Source organism: Herbaspirillum sp. WTB6, from assembly GCF_057457785.1.
Genome location: NZ_CP176522.1, coordinates 640,776 through 656,029 on the forward strand (window position 1 = coordinate 640,776; position 15,254 = coordinate 656,029).

The window sequence follows — 15,254 nt, forward strand, 5'->3', positions numbered from 1 at the left end:
ACCGGAATTTTACCCGAAGCAACCTCACCTCCCGATCGCAGGCGGCACATTTGCGGCATAATCATTAAATCAAACGATCGTTCTTTTTTATGCGGCACTTTATGGAGACAGTATGAAAGCGATACTCTGCAAGACTTGGGGCCTGCCCGACACGCTGACGGTAGAGGAACTGCCGGAGCCGCTGCCCGCAGCGGGCCAGGTCAGCATCGAAGTGCAAGCCGCCGGCGTCAACTTTCCGGACGTGCTGATCATCCAGAACAAATACCAGTTTAAACCCGAGCTACCGTTCACGCCGGGCAGCGAACTGGCCGGTGTGGTGCGCGCGGTGGGCGAAGGCGTCACGCACGTCAAGCCGGGCGATCGCGTGATCGCCTTCATCGGCAACGGCGCCTTCGCCCAGCAAGTGGTGGCCCCGGCCGCGGCCGTGATGCCGATGCCGCCCGGGATGGATTTCGACACTGCGGCCGCCATCACCCTCACCTACGGCACCTCGCACCACGCGGTGGTCGATCGGGCGCAATTGCAGGCCGGCGAAACCATGCTGGTGCTGGGCGCGGCCGGCGGCGTCGGGCTGGCGGCGATCGAAATCGGCAAGGCGCTGGGCGCGCGCGTGATCGCCGCCGCCTCCAGCGACGAAAAGCTGGAAGTGTGCAAGGCGCATGGCGCCGACGCCACCATCAATTACAGCACCCAGGATTTGCGCGAGGCGATCAAAGCCGCGACCGACGGCAAGGGGCCGGATGTGATTTACGATCCGGTCGGCGGCGTGTATGCGGAACCGGCGTTCCGCTCGATTGGCTGGCGCGGCCGTTACCTGGTGGTGGGCTTTGCCAATGGCGAAATTCCGAAGCTGCCGCTGAACCTGGCGCTGCTGAAGGGCGCCTCGCTGGTCGGCGTGTTCTGGGGCGAATTCGCGCGCCGCGAGCCGCAGGCCAACCTGGCCGCGATGCGCGAATTGATGGGCTGGCTGGCGCAGGGCAAAATCAAGCCGCATATTTCCGGCCGCTATGCGCTGGCCGAGACTCCCAAGGCCCTGAACGACATGGCGGCGCGCAAGGTGACCGGCAAGATCGTGATTCAGCCGCAGCGCTAGCAGCTGTCTTGCCCGGCGCACGCGCCGGGCTAATCCAGATCGACCAGGGTCTGATGCACGAACGCGCTCAGGATCAGCCGTTCGCGCGTCGATACCTCGACGAACTCCAGTCCGTGCCGCAACTCCCCGCTGTCCTCGCAAGCCGACGCCAGTGAGCGCAGGATGATTTTCAGGTTCAGGTATTCCTCGACGCCAGCGGCGCAGAGCCGGAACTTGATCCGCCCTTGCTCGCCCGGCGCGCCCAGCGGCTGCTTCAGCAGCGCCGAACAGCCGCCGACGCTGAGGTCGCTCAAGGTGGCAGCCGCCACATGCTCCTCGTCGAGCGACACCGCAGCGATGATATTGACGGGCGCGCGCGAGTCCTGGCGCACCACGGTGCAGCCGACCTGTTTCGGCCACGACAGATGCAGGTACGGATGGGGTATCAGCATCGATTTCACCGCCGCCGCGCTAAATGCGTACGCCTTCTTGCCGACGAAGGCGCGTACCACGAAGGGCTGCCCTTCGCGTACGAACTCCAGCTTGCCATCCACCATCGGCGGGCCGACCAGAACCGTCTGTTGCCTGGCATAACCGAGCAGCGGTACCGAGTAGCGGATCTTCGGGTTTTCGGCGACCTGCAAGAACAGGGTTTCGCCAACACGCCAGCGCACATCTTCCATGCGCACTATGGTTTCCTTGGCGGCAACCGCCGCCGCGGGGGGCTCTTCCATGCGCCGCCCGCCGGCATGCATGATCCGCTTGGACTTGTGGGGGGCGGGGCGGCCGACGTTGAGTGCCTGCCAGCGGGCATCGACAAAATAGCCATTAGCCACAAGCCCTTCCAACTGGGATTCGCTGGCGACAACGAATCCGCGCTGCAGAAGCAGCTTGCCCTGCGCATCGTACACCGGCCACCGCAGAGGCTGGCCAAGCGCCACTTCATTGACTGGAATTCGGGTAAGGGAGGAAGGTGTCTCAGCCATGGCAAATACTCACTGTCATTCAGAGGCACGAACACTGACCAATCGGTCGGTCGGCGCGCAGCGGCAACGGCTGCGCCGGCCGCAATAACCCAATGCATGTTCACCAGCGTCTTATAGCATCAAGCGCGATCAAACGGCCACTCCGATTGCAAACGATTGTCAAATCGAACCCTTTCGTCGGCGCCCGCCGCGGGGCTGGGGTAGTTCATACTCCAGATAGATCGGACCGCCATCGCGCTTTTTGTAATTATTTTTGCAACATACTCCCCAGTTTCTGATCGGCGGGATGGGTGTCGTCGGAGGCCCCCTGCAGCAGGAACGCCCGCACCGTTTCAAGTTCGCGGGTGCGCCTGAACGGCGGCAGGCTTTGCCAGATGCGCCTGCCATAGCCTTTTGAAATCAGGCGCGGATCGCAGATCATCAGCACGCCGCGATCCGTCTCGTCGCGGATCAGCCGGCCCGCGCCCTGCTTTAGGTTGATGATCGCTTCCGGCAGTTGATGATGCATGAAGCCGTTCAATCCATTCTTTTCCATCACTTCGATGCGCGCCGCCAGTACCGGGTCGTCGGGCGGCGCGAACGGTAGCTTGTCGATGATCACCACCGACAGCGCATCGCCGCGCACGTCGACCCCTTCCCAAAAGCTCTGGCTGCCGATCAGCACGCCGTTGCCGGCGGCGCGGAAACGGTCCAGCAGCTCGGTGCGCCCGGCGTCGCCCTGCACCAGCAGCGGAAACGGCCATTTCCGTTCGGCAAACTCGTCGCGCAAGCGCTGCGCCGCGCGCTGCACCGCGCGCATCGTGGTGCACAGCAGGAAGGTACAGCCGCCAGCCGCCTCGATCACCGGCAGCGCGGCGTCGATCATGGCATCGGTATAGTCCGGCGAGTTCGGTGCCGGCAGACTGTGCGGCACATATAGCAAACCTTGCCGTTCGTAGTCGAACGGGCTGGGCCAGGTCTGCGCCGGCTCGTCGCCCAAGCCCATTTGCGCGGTGTAATGGCTGAAATTGTTTTTTACCGCCAGCGTGGCCGAGGTGAAAATCCAGGCACGCGCCACGCCTTCGCGCTGCTTGCTGAAGATCGGCGCGATCGAGAGCGGCGTCTGGTGCAGTTGCAGCGAGGAAGAAAACGCCTCGACCCATTGCACCCGCTCTTCTGGCGCCGCTCCGACTCCAACCGCGGCGTGGGCCGCCGGATTGTTCCAGCCATCCAGCCGCGCCGCCAGCTCGATGGCGCGGGCGCGGCATTGCTCGATGGTTTCGGCGCGTTCGGCCTGCGTCTCCAGCACCGCCAGCAGGTTTTTCAATTCCGCCTTCAAGCTTTCCAGGGTGCTGAAAAACACGCTGGAGGCGGCGATCTGATGCACCGCGAGCCGCACCACGTCCTGCGGAAACGCCAGCCGCAGTTCGCGCGCGGCACGCTCCACCGGCAGCACCAGCTTGCCCCAGTCGGCGCCGTCGCGCGCATGCGACAGGCCTTCGGCCAGCACGTCGCGGCACAGTTCCAGCACTTGCGAAGTCGAGACCGTGTCGCCGAAAAACAGCGTCGCAGTGTCCGGCAACTGGTGCGCTTCGTCGAAGATGATGGTATTGGCCGACGGCAGCAGTTCGGCCACGCCAGTGTCCTTCAACGCGACGTCGGCAAAGAACAGGTGGTGGTTGACCACCACCACATCGGCCTGCTGCGCCTCCTTGCGCGCCTTCATCACGAAGCAATCCTGGTAATACGCGCATTCGGCGCCGAGGCAAGTGTCGCGGGTCGAGGTCACCAGATTCCAGACCGGAGCATTTTCCGGCACCTTCGACAATTCCGCCTTGTCGCCCGAACTGGTGGTCTTGATGAAGCGGGAAATCTCGCGCAGGTAGCCGACATCCTCGCGCAAGGTCAGGCGGCCATTCTGCAGGGTGCGTTCCAGGTGGTAATGGCACACATAGTTGGCGCGCCCCTTCAGCAAGGCCACCGACACCGGCGCATGCAGCGCGGCGCGCACGGTCGGGATGTCGCGCAGATACAACTGATCCTGCAGGTTCTTGGTGCCGGTCGAGACGATCACCTTGCCGCCCCACAGCAGCGCCGGCACCAGGTAGGCGAAGGTCTTGCCGGTGCCGGTGCCGGCCTCGGCGATCAGCGTCTGCTGGCCGTCGATCGCGGCGGCAATCGCCTTGGCCATTTCCGTCTGCGATGGTCGCGGACGATAGTTGCCGACCGCCTGGCCGAGCGCGCCGCCCGCGCCAAACAGCCGTTCGATTTCGGCGTCATGGGCGCCCGGTGCAGCGGCGGAAGAATCTTCGGTCAAAGTGCTGGGAGGGTAAGAAATGAAACATCAGCCCCTATAGGGCGCTGCATGGAGGTTCAAGCCAGAGTATCGGGAATCAATTGCATTTTCAGCAAGGTCATATGATCCTTCAGTTGCAGCTTGCGTTTTTTCAATCGCCGCAACTGCAGTTCGTCATGTGTGCGATCTTGCACCAGCACCTGAATGGCAGCGTCCAGGTCGCGGTGTTCCACTTCAAGCTCGATGATGCGGCGCTGGATGTCTTCGGGGGTGGTCATTCGATCTTTGTGGTACAAGTGCCGGAATTGGCAAGTTCAGTGGCGGCACGATTGCGTACAATCATTGCTTGCCGGACTCCCTACACAGCGCAGTTTAATCTACCCAGACGAATGAGCCAATACAAGATAGAAGGCGGAACCGGTCAGCACATCGGCGACCGCGCCGAGCAGCAGGACCGGGTGGCCCTGCTGGCCGCACCCAAGGCGCCCGGCTACATGATGGCGGTGCTGGCGGACGGCATGGGCGGCAAGAGCGGCGGCGCGCTGGCGGCGGAACAGGTGATCCGCTCGGCGCGCCAGGCGTTCGAATCGTTCTCGCCGCTGACCGACCAGGTCGAGGACATGCTGCATACCATCGCCCGCGACACGCACACGATCATCAAGCTGTCCGGCCTGTCGGCCGAAAAGGAGCCGCACAGCACCATGGTAGTGCTGGTCCTGACGCCGGACAGAGAGGCGATCTGGGCCCATGTCGGCGACTCCCGCCTGTACCGCTTCGACGGGCCGAACTTCATCGAGCATACGATCGACCATTCGTATGTGGAGCAACTGGTTGCCGGCGGCAAGCTGACGCGCGAGCAAGCCAAAAACCACCATCTATCGAATGTGCTGGTGAATGTGCTCGGTTCCAGCACGCAGGAGCCGTATGTCACCGTCGGCCGCCATCGTGGATTGCGCGCCGGCGACCATTTCCTATTATGTTCGGACGGCCTCTGGCATTACTTCAGCGAACCCGAACTGGGCGCCGCGCTTGCGATGAATTCACCGCGCGACGCCTCCGAAATGCTGATCCGCAAGGCGCGCGAGCGCGCCGCCGGCAGTGCCGCCGACAATTGCACCTTCGCCATCGTCAAGCTGGCACCGCCGCCGCAGGAAGAGAAAAACTATACGGCCAAGAAGATGCGGCGCGCCGTCTGAAACGGCAGCGCGCCGGCCTGAAACGCCAGCCCGGTGCTGGCGTTCAGGGCTTGGCCGGCGACGCGGGTGCGGTCGCCGGCGTGGCGGGCGCCGAACCGGCGGCACCTGGTTGAGCGGCCTTGTTGCGAGCTTTTTCCGCCTTGTTGATCGCTATCTCGCGCTGCCGTGCCTCCGCTTCGCGCCGCTTTTTTTCGTATTCGGCAACGTTTCTGGCGCGCTCGCCAGCCTTGGCGGCTTCCGCCTGTTCCTGCTTTTTCAGTCGCGCGGCGTGCTCGGCGGCGCGCCGGTCGGCCTGGCCTTCGTGCAGCCGGTTTTTTTCCTCGGCCGCCTGGGCATCGCGCGCCTTCTGCTCCGTTTTCTGTGCCGTTTCGGCCTGCCGTCTGCGCTGCTGTTCGGCTCGCTCCAGTGCTTCCTCGCGGTCGCGCTCGCGCTGCAGTTCCAGGTTGCGGTCACGCTCGTCGACCTTGGCGCGGCGCTTCCAGACATTGGCCTCGATTTCCACCGGTCGAATCAGTTGCAGCGCGGCGCGATGCTGCTCGGCGGCTTTTTCCAGGCAGTTGGAGACAAAGAAGCGGTCGTAGCACACGTTCTGTGCCGCCAGGTAGCGGGCCTCGACCTGCTGCCGTTGCGCTTCGGCTTCGGCCAATGCCTGGTCGGCTGCCTCGACCGACTGGATCGTTCCGGCGCCGTGGCGCGCGGCCCATGCCGCGATTTCCTCATTCTGCGCGAAAGCCGGCAAGACGACCAGCGTCAGGGCCAGCGCCAGCGCGGCCGCGACCCCGCGGCGGCCGCGCGGAGTAGGTGCGGCAACCGGGACGTCCCGGCATTGCATGCAAATCCTAGGCATGGTTTCCCGTCATGGTGGTAGGCGTTCAAGCCAGGGCAGCGACCGCACCACGCCGCCCGGCTTGCATGTATTCGCGCGACTGCATCTCCATGATGCGCGACACGGTGCGATGAAATTCATTGGCCAGCATTCCTTGCGTGTACAACTGTTCCGGCGTCACTTCAGCGGACATGATCAGCTTCACCTTGCTGTCGTACAGCACGTCGATCAGCCAGGTAAAGCGCCGCGCCGGGCCGGCCATCGCAGCCGACATGGCAGGAATCTGCGACAGGATCACGGTATGGAAACGACTGGCAATTTCCAGATAATCATTCTGCGAGCGCGGACCGCCGCACAAGGTGGCGAAATCGAACCAGATCACGCCGCCGGCGCGCCGCAGCGCCTTGATTTCCCGCGATTCTATGCGAATCCGCGGGTCTTCGTCGGCGGTATCGGCAATGCTGGCAAACGCGTGGCGCAAAGCCCGATCCGCTTCCGCCCCGAGCGGCATGTGATACACCTGCATGCGCTCCAATACTTGCCGGCGGTAATCGATGCCGGCGTCGATATTCATCACGTCCAGCCGTTCCTTCAGCAAGGCGATCGCGGGCAGCATGCGGTCGCGGTGCAAGCCGTCCGGGTACAGGGTATCCGGTTCGTAGTTGGAGGTCATCACGAAGCTGACGCCATGCTCGAACAGCGCGCGCAGCAGGTTGTAGAGAATCATCGCGTCGGCAATGTCCGACACGTGAAATTCGTCGAAACAGATCAGCCGGTATTTCTTCGCGATCCGTAGCGCCACCTGGTCCAGCGGATTCGCCACACCCTTCAATTCGTCCAGTTGCGCATGCACCGCGCGCATGAATTCGTGGAAATGCAGGCGCGTCTTGCGCACCACCGGCACCGCGGAGTAGAAGCTGTCCATCAGGAACGACTTGCCGCGCCCGACTCCACCCCACATGTACAGGCCGCGCGGCACTTCGGGCCGATTGATCAGGCGCTTGAAGCGGCTGGAGCGCTGCGCCTTGAACGCCACCCATTTGTCGTAGGCGCGCTGCAGCCGTTCCACCGCGCGCAACTGCGCCGGGTCGGCCTGGAAACCGCGCTGCTTCAGCGCGTCGGCATAGAATTCCTGGACATTCATTCGGAATCCGATAAATACGGGAGTATCGGAACGAGAAGTCCTTTCGATACCCGGAATTGACTATATATACTGAGAGTATATGAACGGAAACCGCTCCCGGACGGTACCGGGAGCGGCGCCTGCGCATGAACCACCGGCGGACGGCAGGAGCGCAGGCGATGCATCGACAAGAGACTAGAGATTCAGGGTCCGCTTGTCCACCGCCAGCGCCGCTTCCTTGGTCGCTTCCGACAGCGACGGATGGGCGTGGCAAATGCGCGCGATGTCTTCCGACGAGGCGCGGAATTCCATCGCCACGACCGCTTCGGCAATCAGCTCCGACACCATCGGCCCCACCATGTGCACGCCCAGAATCTCATCGCTGGCGGCGTCGGCCAGGAACTTGACCATGCCCGAGGTATCACCCAGCGCACGGGCGCGGCCATTGGCCATAAACGGGAAGGTGCCGGCCTTGTAGGCGACGCCTTCGGCTTTCAGTTGCTGCTCGGTCTTGCCGACCCAGGCGATCTCGGGCGAGGTGTAGATCACCCACGGAATCGTGTTGAAGTTGACATGGCCGTGCTGGCCGGCGATCCGTTCCGCCACCGCCACGCCCTCTTCCTCGGCCTTGTGCGCCAGCATCGGCCCACGCACCACGTCGCCCACCGCCCACACGTTCGGCAGATTGGTCTTGCACTCGGCATCGACCGCGATGAAACCGCGTTCGTCCAGTTGCAGCCCGACCGCGTCCGGATTCAGGCCGATGGTGTTCGGCACCCGGCCGATCGAGACGATCAGCTTGTCGAACACTGCCTTGTGCGCTGCGCCGGCGGCATCCTGATATTCGACCGTGACCTCGTCCTTGCCGGCCGCAACCGCGCCGATCTTGACTCCGAGGTTGACCGTCAAACCCTGCTTCGCCAGCAGCTTTTGCGCCTCCTTGGCGATCTGCTCGTCAACCGCGCCGAGGAAGGTCGGCAGCGCTTCCAGCACCGTGACTTCGGCGCCCAGGCGGCGCCAGACGCTGCCCATTTCCAGCCCGATGACGCCGGCGCCGATCACGCCCAGGCGCTTCGGCACAGCATCGATCGCCAGCGCGCCGGTGTTCGACAGGATCAGTTTTTCATCGAACGCGGCGCCCGGCAAGGCGCGCGGATTGGACCCGGTGGCGAGCACGACATGCTTGCCGCTGATGGTTTCCTCGCTCTTGCCGCTGACGGCGATCTGGTAGCCGCCGGCGTCGCTTTTCACGAAGGCACCGCGGCCATGGAAGAACGTCACCTTGTTCTTCTTGAATAGGTAGGCGATGCCGTCGTTGTTCTGCTTGACCACCGCATCCTTGCGCCCCAGCATCTGGCCCAGGTTCAGGTTCAGACCCTTGACCTCGATGCCATGCGCGGCAAATCCGTGGCCGGCATGCTCGTAGTACTCGGACGATTGCAGCATCGCCTTGGACGGGATGCAGCCGACGTTGGTGCAGGTGCCGCCCAATGCCGGGCCGTCCTTTTCATTTTTCCATTCGTCGATACAGGCGGTGGAGAAACCGAGCTGGGCCGCGCGGATCGCCGCGATGTACCCGCCCGGGCCACCGCCGATCACCACCACATCAAATTGCTTGGACATAACAACCTTTTATGTATTCAAAAAACGGGAACCGCGGGGCTGCCCGCCGCCTGGCGGGCACGCCCCTATGCAGGCTTACAGATCGAGCAGCAGGCGCGCCGGATCTTCCAGCGCTTCCTTCATCGCGACCAGGCCGAGTACCGCTTCGCGGCCGTCGATGATGCGGTGGTCGTAGGAGAGCGCCAGATAGTTCATCGGGCGGATCACGATCTGGCCGTTTTCAACCACGGCCCGGTCCTTGGTGGCGTGCACGCCGAGAATCGCCGACTGCGGCGGGTTGATGATCGGCGTCGACAGCATCGAGCCGAAGATGCCGCCGTTCGAGATCGAGAAGGTGCCGCCGGACAGATCGTCCAGCGTCAGCTTGCCATCCTTCGCCTTGGCGCCGAACTCGCCGATTTTCTTTTCGATGTCGGCAATCGACATCTGGTCGGCGTCGCGCAGGATCGGCACCACCAAGCCGCGCGGCGAGCCGACCGCGATGCCGATGTCGAAATAGCCGTGATACACGATGTCGTTGCCGTCCACCGAGGAATTGATGATCGGATAGCGTTTCAGCGCGGCGACCGCGGCCTTGACGAAGAACGACATGAAGCCGAGCTTGACGCCATGCTCCTTCTCGAACTTGTCCTTGTACTTGGTGCGCAGGTCGATCACCGGCTGCATGTTGACTTCGTTGAACGTGGTCAGGATCGCGTTGGTGGCCTGCGACTGCAGCAGGCGCTCGGCAATCCGCGCGCGCAGGCGGCTCATCGGTACTCGCTCTTCCGGCCGGTTCTCGGTGCTGGCCGGTTTTGCCACCGGCACTGCCTGCAAGACCGGCCGCGCGACCGCTGCCGGCGCTGCTTGCGGCGCACTTTGGGTGGCCAGCGCATTGATCACGTCGCCCTTCAGGATGCGGCCGTCCTTGCCACTGCCAGCAACAGCACCGGCGGACAGGCTGTTCTCGGCCAGCATCTTGGCGGCAGCCGGCATCGCCACCGCCGAGGCGGCAGATGTGGCCGGGGCGGCAGCGGCGGCACTTGCCACCGGCGCGGCGGCGGCGGCGGCCGCAGCCGGGGCCGCGCCAACGCTGGCCGACGCTTCGGTATCGATCAGTGCGATCACTTCGTCGGCCACCACGGTGGCGCCGTCGGCCTTGAGGATCTGCGTAATTACGCCGGCGGCCGGCGCCGGCAGTTCCAGCACCACCTTGTCGGTCTCGATGTCGATCAGGTTTTCATCGCGCGCGACTGGTTCGCCGACTTTTTTGTGCCATTGCAGCAAGGTCGCTTCGGCGACGGATTCCGACAGTTGCGGAACCTTGACTTCATGAATTGCCATGTAACTCTCCGTTTCGGGTTGTTCGTGCGGCGCCCCAGCTTCTGGCGGCGCCGCAGGTTTCTATTTGGTCAGGATAAAACCTTTGAGCCTGGAAAACGCCGTGTCGAGCAGCGCCTTCTGCTGCGCGTAGTGCTTGTCGTAGTAGCCGACCGCAGGCGAGGCCGAAGCCGGGCGTCCGGCGTAGGCCAGTTTCTGCCCTGCTTCCATGTTTTCAAAGATGTTGTGCTGGATCTGGAACCAGGCGCCCTGGTTCTGCGGCTCGTCCTGCGCCCACACCAGTTCCGTGAAATTCGGAAACTTCTTCAGTTCGGTGGCGAAAGCCTTGTGCGGGAACGGATACAGCTGCTCGATGCGGATGATGGCGGTGTCGTTTTGCGCGCGTTCGGTGCGGGCATTCACCAGGTCGTAATACACCTTGCCGGAGCAGGCGATCACGCGCTTGACCTTCTTGGCGTCGATTTTTTCATCAACTTCGCCGATCACGGTCTGGAACGAACCCTTGGCCAGGTCTGCCAGTTGCGAGCCGGCATCCTTGTTGCGCAGCAGCGACTTTGGCGTGAAGATCACCAGCGGCTTGCGGAACAGGCGGATCATCTGGCGCCGCAGCAGGTGGAAAATCTGCGCCGCACTGGTCGGCTGCACCACCTGCATGTTGTTGTCCGCGCACAGTTGCAGGAAGCGCTCGAGGCGCGCCGACGAGTGTTCCGGCCCCTGGCCTTCATACCCGTGCGGCAGCATCATCACCAGCCCCGAAGCGCGGCCCCACTTGACTTCGCCGGAACTGATGAATTGGTCGATCACGACCTGCGCGCCGTTGGCAAAGTCGCCGAACTGCGCTTCCCAGATCGTCAGCGTGTTCGGTTCGGCGGTCGAGTAGCCATATTCGAAGGCGAGCACGGCTTCTTCCGACAGCACCGAATCGATGACACGGAACGGCGCCTGCTTGTCCGACACGTGCTGCAGCGGAATGTAGGTGCCGGCATCCCAGCGCTCGCGGTTCTGGTCGTGCAGGACCGCATGCCGGTGCATGAAGGTGCCGCGTCCGGCATCCTGGCCGGTAATGCGGATGGCGTAGCCCGAAGCCACCAGCGAGGCAAACGCCAGGTGTTCGCCCATGCCCCAGTCCAGCTTGAGGTCGCCGTTGCCCATCGCGGCCCGATCGGCCAGCACTTTTTCGACCAGCGGGTGCACCTTGAAATTGTCCGGAACGGCGGTAATCCGCGCCGCCAGCCGCTTCAGTTCGGCCAATGGCACCGAGGTCTCGGCGGCATCGGTCCACTTGCGGTTCAGGAACGGCATCCAGTCGACCGCGAACTTGTTCTTGAAGTTGGAGATGACCGGATCGACCGCATGCTTGCCGCTATCCATCGCTTCACGATAGGCCGCCACCATCGCGTCGCCGGTGGTGGCGTCGATCGTGCCCTGGGCCGTCAGCTTGTCGGCATACAGTTTGCGGGTTCCCGGGTGCTGGCTGATCTTCTTGTACATCAGCGGCTGCGTCAGCGCCGGAGTGTCTTGTTCGTTGTGGCCCAGCTTGCGGTAGCAAACGATGTCGACCACGATGTCCTTCTTGAATTCCAGGCGGTAGTCGAGCGCGATCTGGGTTGCCAGCACCACCGCTTCGGCGTCGTCGCCATTCACGTGCAGCACCGGCGCCTCGATCATTTTGACGACATCGGTGCAATACAGCGTCGAGCGCGAGTCGCGCGGATCGGAGGTGGTGAAGCCGATCTGGTTATTGATCACGATATGCAGCGTGCCGCTGGTGCCGTAACCGCGCGTTTGCGCCAGGTTCAGGGTTTCCATTACTACGCCCTGGCCGGCAAAGGCGGCGTCGCCATGCACCAGGATCGGCAGCACCTGCGAGCCATCGCGGTCATTGCGCCGCTCCATGCGCGCCCGCACCGAACCCTCGACCACCGGGTTGACGATTTCCAGGTGCGACGGATTGAACGCCAGCGACAGGTGTACCGGGCCGCCCGGCGACGTGATGTCGGATGAAAACCCCTGGTGATACTTGACGTCCCCGGCCGGCAGGTCTTCCGCGTGCTTGCCTTCGAATTCGGCAAACAGTTCCTGCGGCGTCTTGCCCAGGGTGTTAACCAGCACGTTCAGGCGGCCGCGGTGCGCCATGCCGATCACGATTTCCTGCAGGCCCTTGCCGCCGCCACGCTGGATCGCTTCGTCCAGCGCGGCGATGAAGCTTTCGCTGCCTTCCAGCGAAAAACGCTTCTGGCCGACATATTTGGTGTGCAGGTAACGTTCCAGGCCTTCGGCTGCGGTCAGCCGGTCGAGGATATGCTTTTTCTTCTCGGCGGAAAAAGTGGGAGTGGAGCGCACCGATTCCAGCCGCTCCTGCACCCAGCGCTTTTGCGCCGGATCGCTCATGTACATGAATTCGACGCCAATCGAACGGCAATAGGTGTCGCGCAGCATGTTCAGCAGGTCGCGCAAGGTCGCGGTTTCAGTGCCGAAGTAGGTATTGCTGATGGTAAACACCGTATCCATGTCGGCATCGGTGAAACCGTAAAAACCGGGTTCCAGCTCGGGAATGCTGGGCCGCTCCTGGCGCTGCAGCGGGTCCAGGTTGGCCCAGCGCGTGCCGAGGTAGCGATAGGCGGCGATCAACTGCGTGACCGCAACGCGCTTGCGCCCCAGTTCGGCGTCGGCGGAAGCGACCACGGTGCGGATCGGCCCCTGCTTGGCGCGCTCGGCGAACGAGGCAATCACGGTCGCATGCGCGACGTCGGGGCGGGTCGTGCCATCCACGGCCGGCACGTGCTGCATGGCGTCGAAATAGGCGCGCCAGCCCTCGGAGACGGAACCGGGATTGTTCAGATAGGACTCGTACAGTTCCTCGATATACGGCGCGTTGCCGCCGGATAAATAGGAACTGGAGCGGTATTGCTGCATCATCTTGCTCACCTTTCTTCGCGTTTCGCGAGATTAGCGGGTTAATCTAACCTTCCGCGACACGGCCTGACCGGTTAGCGGATCGCACATCAAGTTGTGGGGAAGGGCTGTACTTCAAAAATCAATTCGTGCAGGCCGCGAGCATATCATACAAGCCCATCCAACAAAAAAAGCGAGCTGGGAAAGCTCGCTCTTTTCTCATGCTGCGGCCGATCAGGACCGTTTGCCGATCGGCTCGACGTCGCGTTTTGCCGAGCCGATGAACAACTGGCGCGGACGGCCGATCTTTTGTTCGGGATCGGAGATCATTTCGTTCCACTGCGCGATCCAGCCGACCGTGCGCGCCATCGCGAAGATACCGGTGAACAGCGAGACCGGGATGCCGAGTGCCGACTGCACGATGCCGGAGTAGAAGTCGACGTTCGGATACAGCTTGCGCGACACGAAGTAATCGTCTTCCAGCGCCACTTTTTCCAGCGCCATCGCGAGCTTGAACAACGGGTCGTTTTCCAAGCCCAGTTCGTTCAGCACTTCATAGCAGGTTTCGCGCATCAGCTTGGCGCGCGGATCGTAGTTCTTGTAGACGCGATGGCCGAATCCCATCAGCTTGACGCCGGAGCTCTTGTCCTTGACCTGCTTGACGAACTCGCCGATCTTGTCGGCCGAGCCGATTTCCTTCAGCATGTTCAGCGCTGCTTCATTGGCGCCGCCATGCGCCGGACCCCACAGGCAGGCGATGCCGGCCGCGATACAGGCGAACGGATTGGCGCCGGACGAACCGGCCAGGCGCACGGTCGAGGTCGAAGCGTTCTGCTCGTGATCCGCATGCAGGATCAGGATGCGGTCCAGCGCGCGCACCAGCACGTCGTTGACCTTGTATTCCTCGCACGGCGTCGAGAACATCATGCGCATGAAATTCGCGCTGTACGACAAGTCGTTGCGCGGGTAGACGAACGGCTGGCCAAGCGAGTACTTGTACGCCATCGCCACCAGCGTCGGCATCTTGGCGATCAGGCGGATCGCCGACACTTCGCGGTGATGCGGGTCATTGATGTCGAGCGAATCGTGATAGAACGAGGCCAGTGCGCCCACCGTTCCCACCAGCACCGACATCGGATGCGCGTCGCGCCGGAAACCACGGAAGAAGAATTGCATCTGTTCATGCACCATCGTGTGCTGCGTGACGGTGGAGACAAACTTGCTTTTCTGTTCCGCGTTCGGCAATTCGCCGTTCAGCACCAGATAGCAGGTTTCCAGGAAGTCGCAATTGGTCGCCAACTGTTCGATCGGATAGCCGCGGTACAGCAGCTCGCCCTTGTCGCCGTCGATATACGTGATCGAGGAATTGCAGGCGGCGGTGGACATGAAGCCCGGGTCGTAGGTGAATTTGCCGGTGGTCCCGTAGAGCTTGCGAATATCGATTACATCCGGGCCAATGGTGCCCTTGTAAATCGGGAAATCAAGGGACGGAGTGCCATCGGAAAACGATAGCGTGGCTTTGGTATCAGATTGTGTCATGGCACTTCCTTCTTGCTAAGGCTGTGGGTCATTAATTAAAAACGGAATGCAGGCAACGCGTAAAACAAAACCGGGTCGTCAGGCCGCGCGCAATTTCGCCAGCAGCGCACGCACGTTCGGCAAATCCAGTTCGCCGGTCGGCTCCCTGGAGGTCAGCAGGAGATCCATCAGCTCGCTGTCGGGCAATTCCAGGAGGCGGGAAAACGCCTCCACCTCGTCGTCCGTCAATTCGGCTTCCTGCGCATCCAGAAAACGCGTCAGGATCAGATCATTTTCCAGCAGGCCGCGCCGCGCACGCCAGCGCAGGCGCGCGCGCTTGGCCGGGTCGGATTGGTGGGTAACTGCCATTGCAAGACCTTCTGTCTACTCGACACGAGGCGATACTGCCAACCCCGCTCA

12 protein-coding genes are annotated in these 15,254 nt (G+C 62.8%); 2 read left to right on the forward strand and 10 right to left on the reverse strand.

All coding sequences use genetic code 11. From position 1 onward, the window contains the following. The first annotated feature begins 112 nt into the window (after positions 1-112). A complete protein-coding gene (locus tag ACK2VC_RS02975) occupies positions 113-1,093 on the forward strand; it encodes an NADPH:quinone oxidoreductase family protein (RefSeq protein WP_486732106.1) in 981 nt (326 codons plus the stop codon). 29 nt (positions 1,094-1,122) lie between these two features. Here ACK2VC_RS02975 and ACK2VC_RS02980 read toward each other — a convergent pair whose 3' ends face one another. The 3 genes from ACK2VC_RS02980 to ACK2VC_RS02990 all read right to left on the reverse strand — a co-directional run bounded on the left by ACK2VC_RS02980 (position 1,123) and on the right by ACK2VC_RS02990 (position 4,611). Beyond that, a complete protein-coding gene (locus ACK2VC_RS02980; protein WP_486732107.1) occupies positions 1,123-2,058 on the reverse strand; it encodes a flagellar brake protein in 936 nt (311 codons plus the stop codon). Between the two features lie 247 nt (positions 2,059-2,305). Next, positions 2,306-4,354, reverse strand: coding sequence for a DNA repair helicase YoaA (gene yoaA, locus ACK2VC_RS02985; protein ID WP_486732108.1), 2,049 nt, complete (start codon positions 4,352-4,354; stop codon positions 2,306-2,308). Positions 4,355-4,410: 56 nt separating this feature from the next. Then, positions 4,411-4,611 (reverse strand): YdcH family protein, encoded by a 201-nt coding sequence (locus tag ACK2VC_RS02990; protein WP_486732109.1) that lies wholly within the window; start codon positions 4,609-4,611, stop codon positions 4,411-4,413. A gap of 111 nt (positions 4,612-4,722) precedes the next feature. Between ACK2VC_RS02990 and ACK2VC_RS02995 the strand changes: the two genes are divergently transcribed. Further along, the gene (locus ACK2VC_RS02995) at positions 4,723-5,529 is read left to right on the forward strand and encodes a PP2C family protein-serine/threonine phosphatase (RefSeq protein WP_486732110.1); all 807 of its coding nucleotides are present in this window, start codon (positions 4,723-4,725) and stop codon (positions 5,527-5,529) included. A 43-nt stretch (positions 5,530-5,572) separates the two neighbouring features. Here the strand turns inward: ACK2VC_RS02995 and ACK2VC_RS03000 are convergent, their stop codons facing one another. The 7 genes from ACK2VC_RS03000 to ACK2VC_RS03030 form a co-directional block, all read right to left on the reverse strand. Continuing rightward, on the reverse strand, positions 5,573-6,361 hold the full coding sequence (locus ACK2VC_RS03000; RefSeq protein WP_486732111.1) for a hypothetical protein: 789 nt from the start codon (positions 6,359-6,361) through the stop codon (positions 5,573-5,575). A 40-nt stretch (positions 6,362-6,401) separates the two neighbouring features. After that, positions 6,402-7,499: a cell division protein ZapE gene (gene zapE / locus ACK2VC_RS03005; protein WP_486732113.1), complete on the reverse strand. Its 1,098-nt coding sequence runs from the start codon at positions 7,497-7,499 to the stop codon at positions 6,402-6,404. A gap of 174 nt (positions 7,500-7,673) precedes the next feature. Beyond that, positions 7,674-9,101, reverse strand: coding sequence for a dihydrolipoyl dehydrogenase (lpdA, locus tag ACK2VC_RS03010; protein WP_486732114.1), 1,428 nt, complete (start codon positions 9,099-9,101; stop codon positions 7,674-7,676). 75 nt (positions 9,102-9,176) lie between these two features. Then, a complete protein-coding gene (gene odhB / locus ACK2VC_RS03015) occupies positions 9,177-10,424 on the reverse strand; it encodes a 2-oxoglutarate dehydrogenase complex dihydrolipoyllysine-residue succinyltransferase (RefSeq protein ID WP_486732115.1) in 1,248 nt (415 codons plus the stop codon). Between the two features lie 60 nt (positions 10,425-10,484). After that, positions 10,485-13,340, reverse strand: coding sequence for a 2-oxoglutarate dehydrogenase E1 component (locus ACK2VC_RS03020; protein WP_486732116.1), 2,856 nt, complete (start codon positions 13,338-13,340; stop codon positions 10,485-10,487). Between the two features lie 210 nt (positions 13,341-13,550). After that, complete coding sequence (gene gltA / locus ACK2VC_RS03025; protein ID WP_486732117.1) at positions 13,551-14,855, reverse strand: citrate synthase; 1,305 nt, start codon at positions 14,853-14,855, stop codon at positions 13,551-13,553. 78 nt (positions 14,856-14,933) lie between these two features. Next, entirely contained in the window at positions 14,934-15,203 is a 270-nt protein-coding gene (locus ACK2VC_RS03030; RefSeq protein WP_486732118.1) for an FAD assembly factor SdhE, read from the reverse strand. Positions 15,204-15,254: the final 51 nt, after the last annotated feature.

Excerpts from the sequence above, each read along its gene's own strand:
- ACK2VC_RS02975 (WP_486732106.1), top strand. The coding sequence starts at position 113 with ATGAAAGCGATACTCTGCAAGACTTGGGGCCTGCCCGACACGCTGACG.
- ACK2VC_RS02980 (WP_486732107.1), bottom strand. The coding sequence starts at position 2,058 with ATGGCTGAGACACCTTCCTCCCTTACCCGAATTCCAGTCAATGAAGTG.
- ACK2VC_RS02990 (WP_486732109.1), bottom strand. The coding sequence starts at position 4,611 with ATGACCACCCCCGAAGACATCCAGCGCCGCATCATCGAGCTTGAAGTG.
- ACK2VC_RS02995 (WP_486732110.1), top strand. The coding sequence starts at position 4,723 with ATGAGCCAATACAAGATAGAAGGCGGAACCGGTCAGCACATCGGCGAC.
- ACK2VC_RS03000 (WP_486732111.1), bottom strand. The coding sequence starts at position 6,361 with ATGCAATGCCGGGACGTCCCGGTTGCCGCACCTACTCCGCGCGGCCGC.
- zapE (WP_486732113.1), bottom strand. The coding sequence starts at position 7,499 with ATGAATGTCCAGGAATTCTATGCCGACGCGCTGAAGCAGCGCGGTTTC.
- lpdA (WP_486732114.1), bottom strand. The coding sequence starts at position 9,101 with ATGTCCAAGCAATTTGATGTGGTGGTGATCGGCGGTGGCCCGGGCGGG.
- odhB (WP_486732115.1), bottom strand. The coding sequence starts at position 10,424 with ATGGCAATTCATGAAGTCAAGGTTCCGCAACTGTCGGAATCCGTCGCC.
- ACK2VC_RS03020 (WP_486732116.1), bottom strand. The coding sequence starts at position 13,340 with ATGATGCAGCAATACCGCTCCAGTTCCTATTTATCCGGCGGCAACGCG.
- gltA (WP_486732117.1), bottom strand. The coding sequence starts at position 14,855 with ATGACACAATCTGATACCAAAGCCACGCTATCGTTTTCCGATGGCACT.
- ACK2VC_RS03030 (WP_486732118.1), bottom strand. The coding sequence starts at position 15,203 with ATGGCAGTTACCCACCAATCCGACCCGGCCAAGCGCGCGCGCCTGCGC.